16 protein-coding genes and 1 tRNA gene are annotated in these 21,032 nt (G+C 54.8%); 4 read left to right on the top strand and 13 right to left on the bottom strand.

What is annotated here, in order from left to right:
- The first annotated feature begins 73 nt into the window (after positions 1-73).
- A complete protein-coding gene (locus ACAW75_RS04875; RefSeq protein WP_370727554.1) occupies positions 74-4,567 on the top strand; it encodes a PAS domain S-box protein in 4,494 nt (1,497 codons plus the stop codon).
- 167 nt (positions 4,568-4,734) lie between these two features.
- Here the strand turns inward: ACAW75_RS04875 and ACAW75_RS04870 are convergent.
- The 3 genes from ACAW75_RS04870 to ACAW75_RS04860 form a co-directional block, all read right to left on the bottom strand.
- Positions 4,735-4,806 (bottom strand) — tRNA-Arg (locus tag ACAW75_RS04870).
- 90 nt (positions 4,807-4,896) lie between these two features.
- Entirely contained in the window at positions 4,897-6,174 is a 1,278-nt protein-coding gene (gene hflX / locus ACAW75_RS04865) for a GTPase HflX (protein WP_370727553.1), read from the bottom strand.
- A 120-nt stretch (positions 6,175-6,294) separates the two neighbouring features.
- A complete protein-coding gene (locus tag ACAW75_RS04860; RefSeq protein WP_370727552.1) occupies positions 6,295-7,680 on the bottom strand; it encodes an MATE family efflux transporter in 1,386 nt (461 codons plus the stop codon).
- A 346-nt stretch (positions 7,681-8,026) separates the two neighbouring features.
- Here ACAW75_RS04860 and ACAW75_RS04855 point away from each other — a divergent pair, with 346 nt between their 5' ends.
- Positions 8,027-8,797: a Nif3-like dinuclear metal center hexameric protein gene (locus ACAW75_RS04855; protein WP_370727551.1), complete on the top strand. Its 771-nt coding sequence runs from the start codon at positions 8,027-8,029 to the stop codon at positions 8,795-8,797.
- On the opposite strand, the gene ACAW75_RS04850 is transcribed toward ACAW75_RS04855, so the two are convergent.
- Complete coding sequence (locus ACAW75_RS04850; RefSeq protein ID WP_370727550.1) at positions 8,774-10,129, bottom strand: neutral/alkaline non-lysosomal ceramidase N-terminal domain-containing protein; 1,356 nt, start codon at positions 10,127-10,129, stop codon at positions 8,774-8,776. The two genes, ACAW75_RS04855 and ACAW75_RS04850, sit on opposite strands and share 24 nt — an antisense overlap.
- A gap of 79 nt (positions 10,130-10,208) precedes the next feature.
- Between ACAW75_RS04850 and rsgA the strand changes: the two genes are divergently transcribed.
- Entirely contained in the window at positions 10,209-11,135 is a 927-nt protein-coding gene (rsgA, locus tag ACAW75_RS04845; protein WP_370727549.1) for a ribosome small subunit-dependent GTPase A, read from the top strand.
- A gap of 57 nt (positions 11,136-11,192) precedes the next feature.
- Here rsgA and ACAW75_RS04840 read toward each other — a convergent pair whose 3' ends face one another.
- From ACAW75_RS04840 to ACAW75_RS04810, 7 genes are all read right to left on the bottom strand, one after another.
- Positions 11,193-12,200: a nucleoside hydrolase gene (locus ACAW75_RS04840; protein ID WP_370727548.1), complete on the bottom strand. Its 1,008-nt coding sequence runs from the start codon at positions 12,198-12,200 to the stop codon at positions 11,193-11,195.
- Positions 12,201-12,381: 181 nt separating this feature from the next.
- Positions 12,382-13,506, bottom strand: a complete 1,125-nt coding sequence (locus ACAW75_RS04835) for an amidohydrolase family protein (RefSeq protein WP_370727547.1) — start codon at positions 13,504-13,506, stop codon at positions 12,382-12,384.
- A 46-nt stretch (positions 13,507-13,552) separates the two neighbouring features.
- Positions 13,553-14,620, bottom strand: a complete 1,068-nt coding sequence (locus ACAW75_RS04830) for an asparaginase (protein WP_370727546.1) — start codon at positions 14,618-14,620, stop codon at positions 13,553-13,555.
- Positions 14,621-14,663: 43 nt separating this feature from the next.
- Positions 14,664-15,482 carry a TatD family hydrolase gene (locus ACAW75_RS04825; RefSeq protein WP_370727545.1) on the bottom strand — a complete coding sequence of 273 codons (819 nt, stop codon included), beginning with the start codon at positions 15,480-15,482 and terminating at the stop codon, positions 14,664-14,666.
- A 97-nt stretch (positions 15,483-15,579) separates the two neighbouring features.
- On the bottom strand, positions 15,580-16,575 hold the full coding sequence (locus ACAW75_RS04820; RefSeq protein ID WP_370727544.1) for a glycosyltransferase: 996 nt from the start codon (positions 16,573-16,575) through the stop codon (positions 15,580-15,582).
- Positions 16,568-17,224: a polysaccharide deacetylase family protein gene (locus ACAW75_RS04815; protein ID WP_370727543.1), complete on the bottom strand. Its 657-nt coding sequence runs from the start codon at positions 17,222-17,224 to the stop codon at positions 16,568-16,570. The genes ACAW75_RS04820 and ACAW75_RS04815 overlap by 8 nt, the downstream gene beginning before the upstream one ends.
- Positions 17,225-17,269: 45 nt before the next feature.
- Positions 17,270-18,394: a glycosyltransferase gene (locus ACAW75_RS04810; protein ID WP_370727542.1), complete on the bottom strand. Its 1,125-nt coding sequence runs from the start codon at positions 18,392-18,394 to the stop codon at positions 17,270-17,272.
- Between the two features lie 337 nt (positions 18,395-18,731).
- Between ACAW75_RS04810 and ACAW75_RS04805 the strand changes: the two genes are divergently transcribed.
- Positions 18,732-18,998 carry a hypothetical protein gene (locus ACAW75_RS04805; RefSeq protein WP_370727541.1) on the top strand — a complete coding sequence of 89 codons (267 nt, stop codon included), beginning with the start codon at positions 18,732-18,734 and terminating at the stop codon, positions 18,996-18,998.
- 33 nt (positions 18,999-19,031) lie between these two features.
- Here the strand turns inward: ACAW75_RS04805 and ACAW75_RS04800 are convergent, their stop codons facing one another.
- Both ACAW75_RS04800 and ACAW75_RS04795 read right to left on the bottom strand, forming a co-directional pair.
- The gene (locus ACAW75_RS04800; protein ID WP_370727540.1) at positions 19,032-19,559 is read right to left on the bottom strand and encodes a DinB family protein; all 528 of its coding nucleotides are present in this window, start codon (positions 19,557-19,559) and stop codon (positions 19,032-19,034) included.
- 134 nt (positions 19,560-19,693) lie between these two features.
- Positions 19,694-20,935: a lytic transglycosylase domain-containing protein gene (locus ACAW75_RS04795; RefSeq protein ID WP_370727539.1), complete on the bottom strand. Its 1,242-nt coding sequence runs from the start codon at positions 20,933-20,935 to the stop codon at positions 19,694-19,696.
- Positions 20,936-21,032 lie beyond the last annotated feature (97 nt).

Genomic DNA, 21,032 nt, shown 5'->3' with positions numbered 1-21,032 from the left:
CGTCTCGGCAATGTATCCTGAGACAAACCATCAGGGCACGCCTTACCTCCTTTTTCAACAATACGTTTAATTCATGAATGGCCAGTCTACGCCCACATCATCGTCGAAATCGCAGTATGCTTTTCTAGAGGGTGGTGGTGAAATGGGCGCCCTCACCCGCGCTCATAACTGGGCCGAAACACCCCTCGGCCCCCCCGACCAATGGCCCCTGAGCCTGCGAACAACGGTGGGGCTTGTGCTGCACTCGGCATTTCCCATGACTTTACTCTGGGGAACCAACCTTACCTGCTTCTATAATGATGCCCTCCGGCCCAGTCTGGGCACCAACGGCCTGCACCCCGCCCTCGGCAAACCAGCGAAAGCGATCTGGCCGGAGAGCTGGGATTTTATCGGCCCGCTGCTCGGCCAGGTAATGACCACTGGCAAACCTGTTTTCTTTGACGACCAGTTAGTCCCCATTTACCGCAATGGCCATTTAGAAGATGTTTACTGGACATTTAGTTATAACCCGGCCTACGGCGACGACGGGCGGGCAGCCGGGGTGCTGGTTATCTGCACCGAAACGACGGAGAAAGTAGTCAACGCCAGACTCCAGCAGGAAAAAAGCGAACTGCTCCAGGCCGTTTTAGATAGCTCATCGGCGGGCATCAGCGTGGTCAGCAGCGTGCGCGGCGAACAAGACCAGATCATTGATTTTGAGTACCGGCTGGTAAATCGCGTAACGGAACAGACCAATAACCGCACTGATCTGGTCGGAAAGCGCTACTCCGCCATTCATGCCGGGTATAAGCAGGCGGGTATATACGACGATTTTGTGCAGGTCGCCAATACCGGGCAACCCGTTGAACGTGAGCGGCATTATATCGGCGAAGGCTTCGATAACTGGTACGAAACGATTGCCGTTAAACTCGATGATGGCGTTGTTTTCTCCTTCCGCGACATTACCGACATGGTTCAGGCCAGGCAGCAACGCGAAGACAGCGAACGCTACTACCGGCAACTGAACGATACCGTACCGGCCGTTATCTGGGAAACCCGATCCGATGGCAACTGTGTTTACCTGAACCGGCAATGGTATGACCTGACGGGCCAGACCCCCGCTGAAGCCGAAGGGTTTGGCTGGCTCGATGCCACTCACCCCGACGACAGGGCCGAATCCGGGCGGTTGTTTCTGGAAGCCAACGAAGCGCAGGTTCCCTTCAATGCGGTTTATCGGCTGCGCCACAAAGATGGTTCGTACCGCTGGGCGATTGATAAGGGAAGCCCCCGTTTCGGAGCCGATGGCACATATGAAGGCATGATTGGGACGGTGGTGGATATTCACGACCAGAAAATGGCCGAAGAAAATCTGCTGGCCAGCGAACAGCGGTTTCAGGCCGCCGTTGCCGCCGTGCAGGGTATTCTCTGGACCAACAACGCCACCGGCCAGATGGAGGGCGAGCAACCCGGCTGGGCTGCGCTGACCGGGCAGGCCTACGCCGACTATCAGGGCTACGGCTGGGCCAACGCCGTGCATCCCGACGATGCCCAACCGACCGTTGTGGCCTGGCAGGAGGCCGTGGCCCGGCGCGGTACGTTTGTGTTCGAGCATCGGGTCAGGATGAAAGACGGTCATTATGAGCAGTTTTCGATCCGGGCCATTCCGTTGCTAAACGCCGATGGCACCATCCGCGAGTGGGTGGGCGTACATACCAACGTAACCGAGCAACGCCGGGCCGAAGCCGCCCTGCGCCAAAGCCGGGAACAGCAGGCGTTTCTGCTCCGGCTCACCGACCAGCTTCGTCCCCTAACCGATCCGGCCAGTATTCAGTATCAGGCGGTTTGTGTACTGGGCGAGTATGTGGGGGCCAACCGCGTAGGCTATGCCGAAGACCAGAACGATGGGCAGCACGTGGTGGTGACGCAAAACTACACCAATGGGGTGCCGGGCATCGAGGGACGCTACCAATACAACGACTATGGAGCCGCCCTGATGACCGAGCTACAGGCGGGCCGACAGGTGGTGCGCCCCGACATTGCCAACGACAGCAGCCTGACCGAAGCCGAAAAAGAGGCCCACGCCCTGCTGCAACTGGGGGCAACGGTCAATTTGCCCCTGATGAAGGCAGGCCGCATGGCGGGCATACTTTTCCTGCACTACAACGGCCCGCACGACTTTTCGGAACAGGAACTGGCCCTGCTGAACGAAACCGCCGAACGAACCTGGGAAGCCATGGAACGGGCCAGAGTTGCCGAGGCCCTGCGCCAGAGCGAAGCCAAACTGCGGTCGCTGATTACGGTGGCCCCCGTAGCCATCGGGCTGTTTGTGGGGCGCGATCTGGTCATCGACCTCCCCAATCAGACGTTTATCGATATTGTGGGCAAAGGGCCAGACATTGTGGGCAAACCCCTGCGCGAGGTGATGCCTGAACTCATCACCGAAAACCAGCCCTTCCTGCAAATCTTAGACGACGTTTATACCACCGGCCAGATGTTCCAGAGCTTCGGCTCGATGGTGGCTATTGTGCGGCAGGGCGTAATGACCCGCAACTACTACAACATCACCTACAGCCCGCTCTACAACGAAGCCGGAGAGGTCTATGCCATCCTTGATGTGGCCGTTGACGTGACAGGGCAGATTCTGGCCCAGCAGGAACTCGCTCAGCAAAAGTCGTACCTGCAAAATGCCATAGATATTGCGGATCTGGGTACGTTTGAGATTGACGTAGCGACCCAAATAGCCCAATTCTCTGACAAACTGGGGCACTGGTTTGGCCTGACACCCCTCGACAAGCCCGTGGCGGATTTTCTGGCGAAGGTGCATACCGACGACCAGACAATGGTTTGGCAGGCACTCGATGAGTCGATGAAGGACGAGAGCCGAAGTCGCCACGACATCACCTACCGGATCGTTGATGCCGATGGCGTAACGAGCCACCATTTGCGGAGCATCGGCAAAACGCGCTATGAAGCCGGGCAGCCGACAACCATCAGCGGGATTATTCAGGATGTGACCCCGCAGGTGCTATCCCGCCAGAAAATTGAAGAAAGCGAGCAGTTTGCCCGGAGCGTCATTGAGCATTCGCCGGTGGCCAAACTGGTTTTTGAGGGCGGAGACATGGTGATCCGAACCGTCAATGAGATTATGCTCCAGCTGCTGGGCCGCGACAGATCCATTATCGGCCAGCCGTTTATGGTGGCCATGCCCGAACTGATCCCGACTCCGCTGATGGATCGGCTTCGGCACGTGCTGGCCACGGGCGAGACCTATTACCAGCCCGAAGAAAAAATTGAGCTGGTCCACTACGGACAGCCCTACACGGGCTATTACAACTACGTCTATAAGGCCCTCTACAACGCGGCTCAGGAACGGTATGGCATTATGGTAACAGCCACCGAAGTGACCGCTCAGGTGCTGGCCCGCCAGACAGTAGAGGAAAGCGAAAAACGGTTCCGGGCCTTACTGGAATCGATTTCGCAGATGGCCTGGACCAATACGCCAACGGGCGATGTCGATTTCTACAACCAGCGGTGGTACACCTATACGGGCCTAACGTTTGAGCAAACCCGCGCCTGGGGCTGGCAGGCGGTGGTCCACCCCGACGATATAGACCTGACTGTAGCCAATTATCAGCACGCCCTGACGACGGGCGAGGAGTTTGTGGTCGAGAATCGCTACAAACGGGCCGACGGTGAGTATCGCTGGCACCTCAACCGCGCTCAGCCCCTGCGTAGTGAATCGGGGCAGATTGTACAATGGGTAGGTACGGCTACGGATATTCAGGAGCAGAAAGAACTGGAAGCCGAACTGGAGCGGCAGGTCCGACAACGTACCCAGCAACTGCAGGATTCCATTAATGACCTGGAACGCTCCAACGCCAATCTCCAGCAGTTTGCCTACGTGGCCAGCCACGATTTGCAGGAACCGCTCCGCAAGATTCAGGCCTTCGGTGATTTGCTTCATAACCAGTATAGCAACGAACTGGGCGAGGCGGGTCGTGATTTTCTGGGCCGGATGCAGATATCGGCCAACCGGATGTCGAACCTGATTCGGGACCTGCTGACCTACTCCCGCATTTCAACCCAGCAGGACAGCAATACACCCGTTACCCTCGATAGCGTTGTTCAGATGGCCCTGACCGATCTGGACCTGATTATTCAGGAGACTCATGCCAGGGTGGAGGTGGCGCCGCTGCCGACTGTGCAGGGCGACAAATCGCAGCTAGGCCAACTGTTTCAGAACCTGCTGAACAATGCCATCAAGTTTCGCAAACCCGATACAAGCCCTCAGATCAGCATTACCTGCCAACGCATAGCCGCTACGAGCCTGCCCCCGTCGGTGAAACCAACCCGAATGGCAGCATCCTATTACCGTATTGCCGTGGCCGACGACGGCATTGGCTTCGACGAGCAGTATACAGAGCGCATTTTTCAGGTCTTTCAGCGGCTGCACGGCAAAGGGCAGTATGTGGGTACGGGTATCGGACTGGCTATTTGCCAGAAAGTGGCCGCTAATCATGGCGGGGCCATTGCAGCCAGCAGTCAGTCAGGTCAGGGAGCTACATTCAGCATCTACCTGCCAGCGTAACGGGGCTATCGTGAGTTATGGATAAAACTGGAGCGTATTGCTTCGCGAGGTAGGCTCCGCGCCCCGGGCCCTTCGACTGGGTCGGTGCGCCGTGGTCCGGCATTCCGGTGCGATCCCCGACGGGCTCAGGGTCTACCTCGCAAAACAATACGCTAGCTACTGATCGGTGGCTCCGGCGGGAATCGAACCCGCATCTAGCGTTTAGGAAACGCCTATTCTATCCGTTGAACTACAGTGCCAGGAAAAAGAGGGACAGTTGGCCCAATGCGGGTGCAAAAATGGCAAAAAAATATGGCTCTTCCGAATGCGAGACCCGGAAGAGCCAGTGGTTAATTGTCCGATTCAGTTGGTATTTCTTCGGGTGTGTAGTCGCCACCGAGCGTGGCCGATTCGATAAGCGGTACGTCGAGCCAGTTCGGGTAGATCTGGAAGTGACGTTGTTTCACCATATCATACAGCAACTCGCGAAGCTCGTCTATGTTCTCTTTCGTTTCCGCGGAGATAAAGACAACGTGCTCGGCTTTGCGGGTCAGGTACGTATGTTTCAGGTACGCCAGCGCTGTTTTCCGGCGGGTGTCCATCGGAATAACCCCTTCCGACTCGGCACCATACTCAGGTGCCCACTCTTCTCTTGGCACAAAAGCGTCCATTTTGTTGAAGACGAGTACGACCGGTTTATCAGCGACGCCCAACTCAGCCATGGTTGCTGTAACCACGTCGATCTGCTCCTCGAACGAGGGGTGCGAGACGTCGACGACATGCAGCAGGATATCTGCTTCACGAACCTCATCGAGCGTTGATTTAAACGATTCGATCAGCGATGTGGGCAGTTTGCGAATGAATCCAACCGTATCAGTCAACAGGAACGGAATATTACCCAGCACCACTTTTCGTACTGTTGAATCGACGGTGGCAAAGAGCTTATTCTCGGCGAAAACATCGGTTTTGGCAATGGTGCGCATCAGGGTTGACTTACCCACGTTGGTGTAGCCCACCAGGGCTACCCGCACCAGCCGGTCGCGCTCTTTGCGACGGGTCATGCTTTGTTTGTCGATTTTCTCCAGCTTTTCGCGCAGGAAAGCGATCCGGTCTTTCACGATCCGGCGGTCAGTTTCCAGCTCTTTCTCACCGGGTCCACGCATGCCAGCCCCCCCTTTCTGGCTGCTCAAGTGTGTCCACATGCGCGTAAGGCGAGGATACAAGTATTGATACTGTGCCAATTCGACCTGAACGCGCGACTGAGCTGTCTGGGCCCGCATCGAGAAGATGTTCAGGATCAGCAGGCTACGGTCGAGCACTTTCACGTCTTTGAATTCAGCTTCCAGATTACGTACCTGGGCCGGCGAAAGGTCGTCGTCGAAAATTACCGTATCGACCGGTTCGGCCTGGATGTACGTCTTTATCTCGTCGAGCTTCCCCTTGCCTACAAACGTCCGGGTGTCGGGCCGCTCCAGCTTCTGGGTAAACGTTTTCTTGGTGACAATGCCTGAAGTTTCGGCCAAAAAGGCCAGTTCGTTCAGGTATTCTTTCGTCTGTAAGGCCGTTTGTTTCTGCGTAGCTACAGCGACAAGCACAGCGGTTTCAGGGTTTTTATGCGTATCGATCATATAGAATCGGGATTAGTCGGTTAAAAAATAACGAACGGTTGGAGTTTCGGGTTTCAAGCTTCAGCTTTCATGTGCGCTGCCTGGCAACCATAGGGGCGATCAGCAGCGCCGTGACACTGATCATACCTGCACCAATCGCCAGCGACCTTGCCGGAAAGCCAGTACGGAAACGACCGCCAGCAATGATTCGGATAGAGCCACCGACCAGAATACGCCTGCTGGTCCCCACTTTAACCAATCTGCCAGCAGATAGGCTAACGGAATTTCAACGAGCCAGAAGCAGACGATGTTCAGGAGCATAGGGGTGCGGGTATCGCCTGCACCGTTCAGGGCCTGTGTCAGCACCATACCATAGGCCATAAACACGTACCCCAGGCAAAAAACACGCAAACTTTCTACGCCAATGGCCAACACGCTGGCATCTTGACTGAAATAGCCAACTACGGTTTCTGCACCCGTGTACAGCAAGGCCCCAACTGGAACCAGGAAGATCAGGTTACACAACGCAGCGCGCCAGGCTGAGGTTTCGGCCCGGTCTGGCTGACCAGCGCCCAGATTTTGCCCTACCAGCGTAGCCGCTGCATTGGCCATACCCCACGACGGTAGGATGGAGAAGATGAAGATTCGGATGGCAATGGTGTAGCCAGCCACCACATCACTGCCAAACGTCGAAACAATACGGGTCAGGAATACCCAACTGGCCGATCCGATCAGGAATTGGCCGGTGCTGCCCGCTGCGAGGCTGAGCAACGTACCGATCACGTTCAGGTTGGGTCGGAAGGCCTGCATATTGACCGATACACGTCCATTCCGAACCGTCAGGGCATATAACTGATACAGAACTCCGATTGATCGACCGGCCGTAGTCGCCACCGCCGACCCCATGACGCCCATTTCAGGAAAAGGGCCAAGGCCAAAGATAAACACCGGACAAAGCACAATGTTGATGCCGTTTGCCAGCCACAGTGAGCGCATGGCCACCGAGGCATCGCCTGCACCACGTAGTGAACCACTCAGCGTATGCAACAGAATAATGGCTGGTGCCGACGCAAAGATGACGCGGGTATAGCCAACTCCGCTGTTGATCAGATGCTGATCGCCGCCCATCAGGTGTAGCATGTCTGATGCGAACAGGACCCCTGGTATGCCCAGCAGGAACGCAAACGTCAGCGAAACAACCATCACCTGCCCAACAGCCTGGTTGGCTCCGGCTGAATTATTCTCGCCAATCCGCCGCGACACCAGGGCTGTCGCGGCCGTGCTCAGGCCAATGGCGATGGAATAAACCAGTGTAAGCACCGATTCAGTAAGGCCAACGGTAGCCACGGCTTCGATACCGATCTTAGCCACGAAAAACACGTCGACAATGGCGAAGAGGGATTCCATCACCATTTCGAGAATCATCGGAACCGACAGCAGAAATATGGCCCGGTTGATACTGCCGGACGTAAAATTGGTTTCTGAGCCGCGCAAAGCAGCCAGGAACAACCTGAAAAACTTGGTCATTGTAGGAAGAAAGAATTAGCCATAACCCGAAACGGGCTACCGATGCTCTAAGATGAACAGGCACACTGATGAAGCGTGGTGCACACCATCTAAAAAGAAAAAATGGAAAGCCAGTCCACTGTGGAGTGCGTGAAAAGCTGGCTGGAAAAAGCCCCCGTAGGGCTTCAGAATACGAGAATCATCGGCGTAGGCCACCGCGAGCGCGGTGCATTTACGTGACAAAACTAAGTTAATTATCGGAGAAACACCAATTTAGGTTGAGTTAACGGTCTGCGAAGTCCCAGAAGAGGCAGTTGTACAGGTAAATTACCCACAAACTCTTTACGGATTAAACAGTTGGGACAACATGAACGAGCAGTTGCCCCAATTGACGGATTTAGCCCAGTTCCTGGAAGGCGAGTTTCAGGCGAGCCGCTATCCGAAGAACGAACAGGGCGGTATCTATACGCCATCTGATCGGGCAATTCATCGGCTGGGCGTGACACTGGAGCCTGAAGCCGATACGGGCAACTGGGTACGTTCCAACCGGCTCGATGCCCTCTGGATGCACCGTCCCTGGCAACTCGATCTAAAAAGCCTTCCCGTCGATGTGGGGGTGGTTACGCATCATCTGCCATTCGATGAGTCCCTGACTATGGGGTACAATCGGCCTCTGGCAACGACACTTGGGTTACTTTCCTTAGACGAATTAGGGTATAAGCAACAGGCCGACGAGTCGGGTATACTACTTCCCAAACGGGCTATCGGCATGATCGGCAACGTACCTGAACGTACCCACGATGAATGGATTAACCTGATCAACGCGCAGTTTAGGGGGTACGACCGGGTAGAAGCGGGCGCGAATCGTAGTTATAAGCGAGTGGCCGTCGTGGGGGCCATGACAGATACACTGATCCGCGAAGCCCATGCACACGGCGTTGAGCTGTACCTGACCGGTGCATACCGAAAAGCAGCGCAATCGGCTATTGCTGAAACGGGGATGTCTGTCATGGCCATTGGGCACCAACGAACGGAAGAGTGGGGCCTACGCGCCTTAGGTAATCGGGTGCAAGAGCGCTGGCCAGCCTTGGAAGTAGTGCTGGTTAACCGAAGCTTACCGTCTTGCCTTCCGTACTAACCCCGCCATCATTTCAGAAAAATAGGTGCCGTTTTGTGGGCCGAACCAGTTCATAACCCGAGTTTCGTAGGCATCTTTCTCATAATAAGCATCTGGAGTGATGTAGCCAACGTACCCACCGTTGAAGCTGGTCACCATCAGGTCGAGGCCCTGCTTCGATGCCGCCTGGGCGAGTGGGGGAAGCAGTTCGCCGGAAAAGTCGCAGGGGGTGCCGATGAACAAAACTGGCCCGACGCGTAACGCTTTCAGATCAGAAGGGTAGTCGCCGTAAATCGAATGGAAAAGCCACGGACGGATCCGCCAGTCGCCGAGCACGCGGGGGGCGGGCGCGCGGAGTGCAAGGGGGAGGGTGAGCAGGCCCAATGTACTATCGGGCCGCGTCGCAAAATGCTCTAGTTCGGGTTTGAGGCGATTCAACAGAGCTGTGGCGTATTGATTGACCAACGGGAAATCTTTGCCGGTGGGAGGCCCTTTGGGGCCCATGCTACCAACTGCCCCAGCCAGGAATACGGCAAAGTCACCCGTTTCGCGCTCCAGCCCGTCAACAACGCGGCCCGGCCAGTCGCGCGACAGGTATTGATAGCTGAATATGTCGATGAGGGTGGCGTGGGCGGCATAGGTGACTAATACAGCGGTTTTCCCATCGGTTCGTTTTAAGCGGAGTAGCCGGAAGAAGGGATCTACCGGATTTTTCTCGTCGAGTCGGTTATAGACAAATTCAGGCGCATTTACCTGCTTATAGCCAATCTCAACGGGCTGCAAGTCGGCTTTGGCTTGTGTCAGCGCAGCCAATATTGTGTTGGTGATGTGGTCAACAAGGCGCTGGTCGTAACTACCCGAAAAGAGGTTGCCAACCAAACCGGGGGCCCATCCGCCCAGGCTATTGTGGCTGTGAATAGCGCCAAAATAAACAGACTCCCAACGCAGGCCAATTTCGGGTAGTCGCTGGCGTAACTGTTCGCTGACCGTTGGCGGGGTAATGAGCAGATCAGAAGCGACCACCGCCACAGGGCCATTTCCGTTATCGAACACAAGGGCACGCACCCAGACCGAATCGGCAACCGTAGTCCAGTGTTTACCACGCCGAACCCCATAGCCACCGGTTGGGGTAGTAAATGCGGGAGTTAGATTCGCTTTAGCCCAGCCCGCCCGGACTGCCGTTTTGGGAGCCGGCAGCGTTGGTAATGCCAACAGGCGGGCATTCGTCTGGGCATAAAAATTGGTCTGCTGGTACGGCGTGTGGTCATTTGGAGACAGACTGATGGCCAGGATGACCAGAACAACAACCAACAGGCCCAACAGAACCCGGAGCAGGATACGCAGAAGCTTCATAACGCAAAGGTACAGTGGCAACAGAGAAACATTTTTGCCTGATTTGTGGGTTAACCAGTTGCTACTAACAACAAGACATTTGGCGCAAGGCTTAGTTATACGGTCAACCGGCTCCTGGTACGACGTCCGCCATACGGACGGCCACGTGTACCATGCCCGGCTTAAGGGAAAATTTAAACTCAAAGACTTCAAGGTAACCAACCCGATTGCCGTTGGTGATCGGGTGCAGTTTGAGGTAGAAGATGAGGTCGAAAATACGGCGGTGATCTACGACATTGCCCCGCGCGAGAATTACATCATCCGGCAGTCGGTCCATAAAACGGCGCACGGACATATTCTGGCAGCCAACCTGGATCAGGCCGTGTTGCTGGCTACGCTAACCCTGCCCCGGACCTCGCTGGGCTTTATCGACCGCTTTCTGGTGGCTGCCGAATCATTCCGTATTCCGACAACCATTGTGTTCAATAAAACCGATATTCTAAACGAAGAAGGGCTTGATTTTCAGCGAGAATTGCAGGATTTGTACGAGCATATAGGGTATAACACGTTGGCTACGTCGGCCATTGAAGGCGACGGGGTAGAGCCGTTCCGCCAACTGCTCGATGGTAAGATCACTTTATTATCGGGGCATTCGGGTGTTGGTAAATCGTCGCTGGTCAACGCCATTTCGCCAGACCTTGATCTGCGCACCAATGAAGTGTCGACCTTTGCCAATAAAGGGGTACACACGACGACCTTCGCCGAAATGTTCGAGCTAACGCCGGGTACGTTCATTATCGATACGCCGGGCATCAAAGAACTAGGGCTGGTAGAAACCTCGAAAGAAGAGATCGCCCATTACTTCCCCGAAATGCGGGAGCGGCTAAACCAGTGCCGTTTCCATAACTGCCTGCATATCAACGAGCCGGGCTGCGTCATCAAGGAGGCCGTGATCGAAGGAGAGATTGCCGAAAGCCGCTACAATAGCTACCTCAGCATGGTCAGCGGAGAAGACAACCGGCGATAAAAAGCGAGAGCGCGAAAGCGTGTTTACGCCGGCGCAGATTCTTGCCTAAGCAAGCTTTCACTCTTTCACTCTCTCGCTCTTTGTACCTGTCTGATGTTGCATCAGTTTGTCAATGTGTGCCTGCACTTCAGCAGGTGGGCGTTTCACGACCAGGTGCGCCTGGCCTTTGCCCGTAGCATCCCAGGTGTTGCTGCCGTTGGGGCCGAGAATCAGACGCCCGGTTTGGACGGTATAGTAAGGCTCAGTGCCCTCAACAGCCACCAGTACCGCGGTTTGGTCCCAACTCATTCGGCCCGCATGATCTTCATCTGAAAAAGGCAGACTAATCCGAAATACATCTTTGACCGGGCTGTTTTTGATAGCTGAGTTCTGTACCAGCGGAAGCCCCGTTTTGATAGCTGCACCAATTTCGAACCCGCTGAGCAGCATCGGCGTGGGCCACTCGGTATACACGATTCTCGACGCGGTCGTGTCGCGGTGAACGTTGTATTCGTGCCCTGCCGGAAATTTACCCGCCATGCTTACCAATTGCTTCACTTTCCGGGTGACAAGCTGCTGACCTGTTAACGGCGAATAGTGGTCGGCTGGCGACTGGAGCAGATTGGCAAGATTGGTCAGGAAACCTACCGTAATGATGGTGACGCTCCGATCAGGTCGAGCAGCCAGCAGTTGCCTGTATAGGGTTACTGCAGCCGGCGCCGCTTCATTTGTTTTGAACGAATGCGGGTACCGAGCCACCAGCGTATCTGACCAATGTTGCTTATCGGCGTCTGTAACGGCCCAGCCTTTGGGCACGCCGATTGGCAGCGCAGGGCGCCCGAAATAGGTGTTCAGTACGCTTAGAACGGGTACTACGCGTGGATACTTACTAGACGCAATGGTAGCAAGAAGCGTTACTCGGCCTGCGTCGGCATAGGCGTGCAACATGGTAATTGCCCCCACGTCGTCATAGTCCGGCCCCATGTCAGTATCGAAAATAACCGGTATTGGTTTGCTCTTCTGAGCAACAGCCGGGTACGTTACCAGCAGAAATAAGAGCAGAAGGTAGCGGAGAGATGAATACACGGATAAATCAGAGGTGAAAGAGTTACGGAAATGCTGAGCTTATACCAGACGAAGGCCGTCTATTCGCAAATCTATCTGCTTTCCTATGTCGTCGTCTCAGTTGCCCACGTTGGAGTTAGTTTGTTGCTTTCGCGTAGTCGAAGGGCTACGCGGAAGCAACTCTCGCTCGTTCGCTCGTTCGCTAATTAGGGAACAGGCTCTTATCCAGGCCGGGTATGATGCGGAGGGCGTTCTTATAATAGACCTTTTTCAGCACATCGTCGGAGAGGCCCATGCCGTACATCCGCCAAAAGGCATGGTATTTTTTGTGGTAGGGAAAATATTCATCGTCAGTTTCCAACACCCGGAAATACGTAGCATACTCGCTCGGAACCCAGCTATCCTTGCCGAATACGATCCGGTCCTGGTGTTTGGTGAAAAACCGGTTCGACGCCCGGGGTTGCCGACCCAGTTCCGCAATCACGGCTCCAATTTCCAGGATCATGTTTGGGTATACGCTCATCAGGCTGTCGAGCTTGTCCAGGTTGTTCGGGTACCAGCCCATGTGTGCTGCAATGAAGGTAGTTTTCGGATTTTTACGAAACACGTTATGCTGTTCGTCCAACAGTTTTTCCCAGGAGACCGGATTTTTGTCGGAGCGGCGGCGACCGGGGTGCAGTTTCAATTCCAGCCAGCGTTCGTTGTAGCGATCCATCGGGTCCCAGAAGGGCTTGGGGTCAGCCGTATGAATCAGCACCGGAACACCTAATTCACCACATTTCGCCCAGATCGGGTCCAGGCGTGGATCGTCGACGGCAACGCGCTGCCCTTTGTCGTCTTTAGTATCCATGCCCAGACTTTTGTAGATCTTCAGTCCGTGTGCTCCGGCTTTCACATCGGCTTCGAGGCGTTTCACGGCGGCTTCTGTCCAGCCAGGTTTGCCAATACCGTCGAACAGAATATTGGTGAATAACACAAAATGAGAGGTGTTCGCCTGCTTAATGGTAGCCAGTGATTCCGTAAAGAATTTATCGCTTTCGGCTTCCTGCCCCCAGCCGCGCCCACTCAGGTTCACCATGATGCCCATGTTCAGGCTGTCCATCTGGGTGAGTAGGGTGCGTAGGCTGGCCCCGTCCAGGTTCCACTGATGGTTATGCACATCGATGAACGGAAATTTGGCGCGTGTCAGCTTATGTTCGGGGACTTTCAGTGTTGACACAGGGTCATATTCTTCAAAGCCGAGGGGTAATTCAGGAGATGGCTGTTGCGCCAGCAGGGGCGTTGCAGATAAGGCCAGACCGAGCGCCAGCAGGTGGGTAAACCGCATAGTTAGTGGAAAATTGGAACGTATAAATATACAAGTCGGCGCGCGTTTAATTGCTCATTTCACCCCGCATCGATTGCCCCAGCCGTTGCTTCAGAACTGTCTGGTTGGTTTCCTGTCCCAGCAGTACCATCAATTTAGTGATAGCCGCTTCGGTAGTCATGTCTACTCCGCTTACCACACCAATCTGTTGCAACCGGGTACTGGTCTGATAGTGTCCCTGCGTGACGCGCCCCCCTTCGCACTGCGACACGTTCAGGATAAGGGTGCCCGATGAGATAGCCGCTCTGAGCGCATCGCCCAGCCAGGCATCGGTAGGTACGTTGCCTGCGCCGAATGTTTCGAGCACCACGCCCCGAAGCCCGGGTATAGCCAGCACCGCGTTGACCACGGCTGGTGTAATACCCGGAAAAAGTTTCAGAATCGTTACGTTATCGCAAATGGCAGTTTTGATACTGAAGGGAAGAGCCGTATCCTGACGGGCAATGAACGGCCGGTTGTATTCAATACGAACGCCGGCCATAGCCAGATGCGGATAATTTTCAGAATGAAAGGCGTTGAAATGAACGCTTTCCCGTTTTTTAGCCCGATTCCCGCGAAGGAGCAGCGAGTTGAAATAGATACATACTTCAGGAACGGCCGGTCGACCATCCTGCCGGTCGGCGGCAATTTCGAGGGCGGTCAGCAGGTTTTCACGTGCATCGGTGCGGGCTACGCCGATAGGCAGCTGGGCACCTGTAAGTATGACTGGCTTGCCCAGATTCGTAAGCATGAAGCTCAATGCCGAAGCGGTGTAGGCCATGGTGTCGGTCCCGTGCAGAATGACGAAACTGTCGAACTGTTCGTAATAGGTATCAATGGCCTGCGCGAGCCGGACCCAAACCGATGGTTTCATGTCCGACGAATCGAGAATGGGTTCCAGCGTGATGAGCGATACATCGAAATCGAGCCGACCAATTTCGGGTACTTTTTCAATAACCTGACTGAAATCGAAGGGCCTGAGTTGCCCCGTTTTTGCCGAATCGGCCGACCGGTCGTAGACCATACCGAGCGTACCGCCCGTGTAAATGACCAGAATAGAACCGGCCGGATTCGGCGTTATGTTTAGATGAAGCATAGTGAATAAGAGACAATGGAGTTGGGTACGCTGGAGGGCATGCTCACCGGCCATTGCGCATCGTTAAGGCATTTCTGGTGGTGATTGCCGCCACTTCGTCAACCGACGTGCCGGTCAATTCTGCCAGGCGACCGGCAACGTACCTGAGGTAGGCGGGCTCGTTTCGTTTACCCCGGAAGGGAACAGGGGCGAGGTAGGGCGCATCGGTTTCCAGTACCAGATGATCGAGGCCAATGTGTGGAATGACCTGGTCGAGACCCCCGTTTTTATAGGTCGCCACCCCGCCAATGCCTAACACGAAACCCAGATCGATGGCCCGTCGTGCTTCGTCGAGTGTGCCGACGAAGCAATGAAAAATGCCTCTCAGGTTTGGCAATGCCAGTTTCTCGATCAGATCGGCAGCCTCCATCATGGCATTTCGATCATGCCCGGAGCGGGTATGAAGCGCCACGAACAGGTTTTGTTCCGACGCCCAGCGCAGTTGCCGCTCAAAAGCCATAAACTGTTGCGGCACAAAGGTCATGTCCCAATAGAAATCTAGGCCAATCTCGCCGATGGCTATAAACGACTGCTGGCTGAAGTAGCGTTCAACGGTGGCCAGTTCTGTTTCTACTGTTTCGCATACATAGGTCGGGTGGAGCCCCATCATGGGGCGGCAGCGATCAGGATAGTGCTCGCTCAGCGCCATCATGCCATCAATGGTTTCTGTCGCGCAATTGGGCATCCAGATTTCGGAGATACCGTTTGAAAAAGCCCGCTGTAGCATGTCGTCGCGTGTGCCAACGGGCTGCCCATCAACGAGGCTATCGGCTTCGTACTTCTCGTCGTAGATATGGGCGTGGGTGTCAATGAAGGTTAACATACCGCAAAGAAACGGCCAAAACGGCGTTTTCTGACAGGATTTCTGCTGCATTGCCGCCGCGAATCCATACGAACCAGTTGACCAGCCGACCTGCCCTTCAGGTGTAGGTACGTCCTTTCCAGCGAATTGGAATCGGCAACAGGTAATACAGCATGGCTAACGTACCCAGTACGAGTTGATACGGCTCGTAGAGAATGGTATCGGGCCAGCGGTGCATTTGCCGGGTACGTTGCAGGGCCCAGGTGAACACCGTGCTCTGAATCATCCACTTGACTAAATAGATCGCCAAGGCAGTTGTCGGCGCAAACAAGGCAACGAGCAGTAAAAAGGGTACCAGCAGATACTGGAAAAGAACACCGCCCAACAGGGTGGCGGGTAAGTCAAACGCGCCCCGCATCCAGCGCTTTCGTTGCTGTAGGTACGTTGCCAGCGTGGGCGCGGGTAGGGTGTGGGCCAGCACAGCCACGTTGAGGCCATGAGCGTAGCCATAGCCTTGCCGGACAATAGCCTGAAATAACGTATAATCTTCGACCACTGAGAATGGGATGCCGTCAAAACCGCCAACGGCTTCATAGGCTGTTCGCCGAACGGCCATGTTGTTGCCAGACCCGGTTAGCGGTAGGTTCAGGCGCGTCCCCAGGTGAATCAGCCCAAAGGCGAGCAGCCATTCCACCGCTTGAAGCCGGGCCCAGAGGCTGGTTCCGTCGACGAGCGTAGTGCCGGTCACTATGCCAGTAGTTGGCGTAAAGTGGCTGAGCATCCCGGATAACCAGGTTATCGGCACGCGCACATCAGCATCGGTCATGAACAGAAATTCGCCTTGTGCCCGGCTCGCTAATTGAGCCAGCACATTGGCTTTTCCGTTGAGTATCGACGTGCTCCCAGCCACATCGATTAGTTTGATGTGAGGTTTATCAGCCATAAATGCGTCTACAAGGCTGGCCGTCCGATCGGTTGACGCATCATTGCCAATCAGAATTTCGAATCGGTCAATGGGGTAGCTGACCGCCATCAGGCTATTGAGGCAGGCTTCGATGGTGGTTTCTTCGTTGCGAGCTGCGACCAATATCGATACGTAGGGCAGGTCAGGCATAAACCGGTTGCGGGACGGCCCTGAACTGATAGCCCAACGCCGAAAAATGGGCCAGGTAACGAGGTAACGCGTATTCCAGATTCCGCCAGGCTTTCAGGCTATCATGAAACACGACAATAGACCCCGGCTTGGTGTACTTGATACTCTTCTGCAAGACTGTTTCCGGAGAAAGCGACTGATCGAAATCGCCGGTCAGTACATCCCACATCACCACCGAGAACTCTGCTTCCAGACCCGCCGCCTGACTTTTCTTGATTCGGCCGTAGGGGGGACGAAACAGGTTGGTGGCCACACTCATCTGGCGTTGGCACTTCCTGATATTGGCCCAATAAACGTCGTCGTGCGTTTTCCAGCCATTCAAATGATTGAACGTATGGTTGCCGATGGCATGTCCCGCTTCAATCACTTTGTAGAACATATCCCGGTGTTTGCTTACGTTGTCGCCGATGCAGAAAAAGGTGGCTTGTGCTTCGTAGCGGTCTAGTTGATCAAGCACAAATTCCGTCACGCCGGGTATCGGACCATCATCGAACGTCAGGTAGATAGTTGGTCCGTGGGTATATTTTTCCTGTTTCGCGCCAAGCCGCCATAAAAAGTCGGGATAGACCGTCCGAAATAGAAAATTCGATTTGTGCAGGAAAAACGACATGGCGATGGTGGCAATTGGAAATCGGTTGCTACAGGAAAACCGCTTTTATGGTAGCTGTCGACCTTTCCAGGTAATGCCCGGTCGCTGAGCAGCAAGGCCAAAGAAAAGAACATAGAAGGGGTAAATCAACTGCGTCAACGGAATCCAGGCGATAGCACTTTGTTTACGAAGAAAACGCAGAACATGTTGCAAATAAACAAACTCGGGTACCAATTTCAGTGCAACCATCGTACCTGTAGCGGCAACAGGCAGACGGCCTGCCACGCACAGACCCACCGCGATGACGGGCGTCAGGTTACTCAGAAAAATAAAGACCGCCAGTAGCGTTGGAAACAGGGATGAATAGGCGCGCCATTTGCCTGCCCAGCGCTTGCGCTGGTGATAGAACGTACCCAGTGATCGATGAGCGGCTGTTTCAACAATTGCCTCGCGACTTTTCAGGAAACGGACGCTCTCTGGAAAACGGCCAGCTATTTTATGCATGAGTAATTCATCATCCCCCGACGCTACGTGATCGACCCCCGCAAACCCATCTACATCGAAAAAGGCCGACCGCTGATAACAAAGATTGGCGCCGTTGCACATGGTTGGGCGGCCAAGAGCCAGCGTGGCGGCCCCCGCACCGATCAGCGACGCAAACTCAACTGTTTGTAAAGAGCCAAAAATGGAGGAATCGGTTGTAAACGTGACCGGCCCGCTGATGAGTTTCGCGTTGGTTTCAGTATAAAAGCGGGCAAATGATTCAAGCCAGTGTGGGCCCACCCGGCAATCGCCATCGGTAGTCACGATCAGTTCGCCTGATGCCCGTGAAATACTCTGCTGAATGGCCCGTTTTTTGGGCGAAGCTACCGTCGCATCGTCTGCCAGGGTGAATACGCTGAGCGGGTACGTGGCCACAACGGCATGGGCGCGGGCCAGCGCGGCTGAGTCATCAGTAGAAGCATCGTCGGCAACAATAACGGTGAAATGCCTGTACGTCTGCGCGTCCAGGTCGGCCAAGAGCAGCGGAAGGCCTGCCGATTCGTTCCGCACCGGAATAACAACCGTTATGGTGGGGGTTACGAGCAATGGCTGGAAAGTAGATACGTCAGGAAGGCCACTCCAGGCGCGCAATAGCACGATCGTCAGGAAGGCATAGGCAGCAATCAGGAGCCAGAGAAGCCAAATCATTTGGCCAAGTTACGCCCGTTCTCTGATTTGCCCCGCCACTCAGCTAGAGGCAAAGGCGTTTATCCGCAGGCTGTTTTGGCGGGAGATAGCGAATTCAACGATAGAGCCACGCAGATCAGCGCTTCATTACAACACACGAACTGGATGTGCGCCGGGCAAAATCAACCGAAAGCGACAACAGCTTGCCTTAGCAGCAGGTGCGTCGGGGTGTCAGCCCGCTGTTCGGTTTGCCTTTCGCTAAAATGAGTGAGGCTTCTACACTGAAAATGATTTATTTATAGTTGGAATGGCGCGACTTTCGTGTGTCCGCCTTCAACGCTCAACTATCAGTGAAACCATGCGCGTAGCCCAAATCAACAAGCAACAAACGGTCGTTACCACTCTGGACGTGCTGGATGGCTACGCAGCCATTGTTACCATCCTGGTCAATCACCTCGACGAGTTACAGTTTTTGGGAAGTGCTGGCTTGTCGCCAGCCACTGCGCGCGTGACCACATTTGAGCATATACTGGCGCTTGATCCGTTTCTGCGCAAATTCGAGCGTTTCGAGACAAACACTCGCTATGAACGTACCCCCAGCGGCCACTGGACTGCTCTGCCATAGGTTTTGCAATGAACCACGCACAGGCACAGAGGCCTACCCTAATCCAGGTACGTATCGCTCGCGGAAAAGCCGAATATGATGGGCTTCATGACCGGGTATGATATGAGCCAATGCCCGTAGGCTTAATGCTCCGCCACTTGCCATGCCCTTACGCTCATAATCGCCGGGGGTAAATGAAGCAAAAAGGGAGAGCGTAGCTGCCCTAACCGTGTCATATTCCTGCCAGATACTGGCCAGCGTGCGCGCGTCGGCACCCGATGCCGGTACGTAGTCATCCTGCTCAAAGCCGGGAAGCGGTGTTGTGTCGCCGCGCCCGATCCGAAGTGCTCGGTAAGCAAAGATCCGTTCGGTATCGATCACATGCACCAGCGATTCTTTGATGCTCCATTTACCGGGGGCATACCTGAATAAGGCCTGCTCGTCGTTCAAATTGGCCAGTGTAGCTTTCAGGATCGCCGCCTGGCCTTTCAATTGCTCGAGCGGGTCTTGACCCATTGGAATCATGTTGACGTAGGTACCGGCGAATGGCAGGTATTCGTCGGGAGTTGGGCGGGAAATCATGCAGTTGATAGACGGTTACTTGATTAATCAAAATTGCTCACGCACAGTTCGAGGCACAGAAAATAACCAGCCTGGTGACCGACAGCTCACAAAAAAAGCCTACGTCTCCGCAGGCTTTTCAGGAACGGGAGTTATCAGAGTTTTTCCCAGGCTAACTGCCACCCGGAAGCCAGTACGTCGCGTACGGGCATGGGAACACCGGGCTGATGGCTTTTCTCCACAGCGACCAATTTTAAGGGGCGGGTTTCGCGGGTTTGCGACGACATGACGCGGTCGGCCCGTAGATATACCCGACGTGATGACTGGTCGATGATCTCTACGTGCGCGTAGACCATATCGCCAACGCCAAGTGTGACTTCATCAAAGGTCTGGGGGCTGGTTACTTCAAAAACAAACAGCTGACCCTCTGAAAGCGCGTTATTGGTCAAACTGCGCGTCTGCACCGATGGCCAGTGGCGGGAAGCGGGGGCCACTTTTGCTTCAGTGAGCGCAACGGGCCTCACATCGGTCAGGCGGACAGTGGTTGGTGTTCCCTCTCCGGCAACCACTACGGCGGCATCAGCCAGCGACGAAACGGCCATTTCGGCAACGTTCTCACTCTCTACTTCGGGATGCGGCGTCTCAATAACGGCTAGAATGTCCTGGCGTTCGGTCGTCGAGACAACATCGGTTCGGCGACTAAGCGCCAGCACCGACTTGGTGCTTAACAAGTCGCTGTAGTAGGCCGGGCGGGTCAATAACTCTTTATAAGCCAGCGCCTGGTAGACGTATAGCTGTGTCTCTGCTTTAGCGAAGGGCAACATCAGCGGGTGGTCAGCAGAAAACTCTTTGCTAAGCTGCGATATGTAGGTTGGGCCGGCGTTATAGGCTGAGGCGGCGAGCATCCAGGAGCCGGTTTGCCGGTACAGCTCCCACAAATACCGACAGGCCGCCTGCGTAGACCTCCGCACATCATACCGGTCATCGTGACGTCGCCGAACGGTTAAGCCTAATTTACGGGCTGTCTGTGGCATCAATTGCCAGAGACCGGCAGCTCCTTTCCTGGATATACTCCTGTTCTTCAGCTCGCTCTCGACCAAAGCAAGGTATTTGAGGTCTTTAGGGACCGCGTTTTTCTCGAGAATAGGCTCAATGATCGGGAAAAGGACGGCTGCTTTACGCTGAATTTCCAGAAGTTCGTCGGTATAGCGGGCCCGGCGGGCAACCGTTTTTTGCCAGCGTTGCGCAACGGTAGGGATGTAGCTGGGTAGCTGTTCGCCACAAAATTGTACGCTTTCTGGAGGTGGGGCAATGGCCTGAGCGCGTGATTGGGCGACTGAACAGGTGCTGCCAAGCAGCGTAATACTGACGGTGGAGGCTAGTAACAGTATTTTCATATATGGGTAAAAGCCCAGCGGCTATTTGGGTTGCCAATCGATGCCCCTGTTTATCGCAGGAGCCATATTCGCTGGTTTCCACATCCTCTCGTCGCTA

The sequence above is a fragment of the Fibrella arboris genome (assembly GCF_041321095.1).
Taxonomy (GTDB): Bacteria; Bacteroidota; Bacteroidia; order Cytophagales; family Spirosomataceae; genus Fibrella; species Fibrella arboris.
The sequence above is the reverse complement of the archived record's forward strand: the minus strand, read 5'-3'. Positions and strand labels throughout refer to the sequence as shown.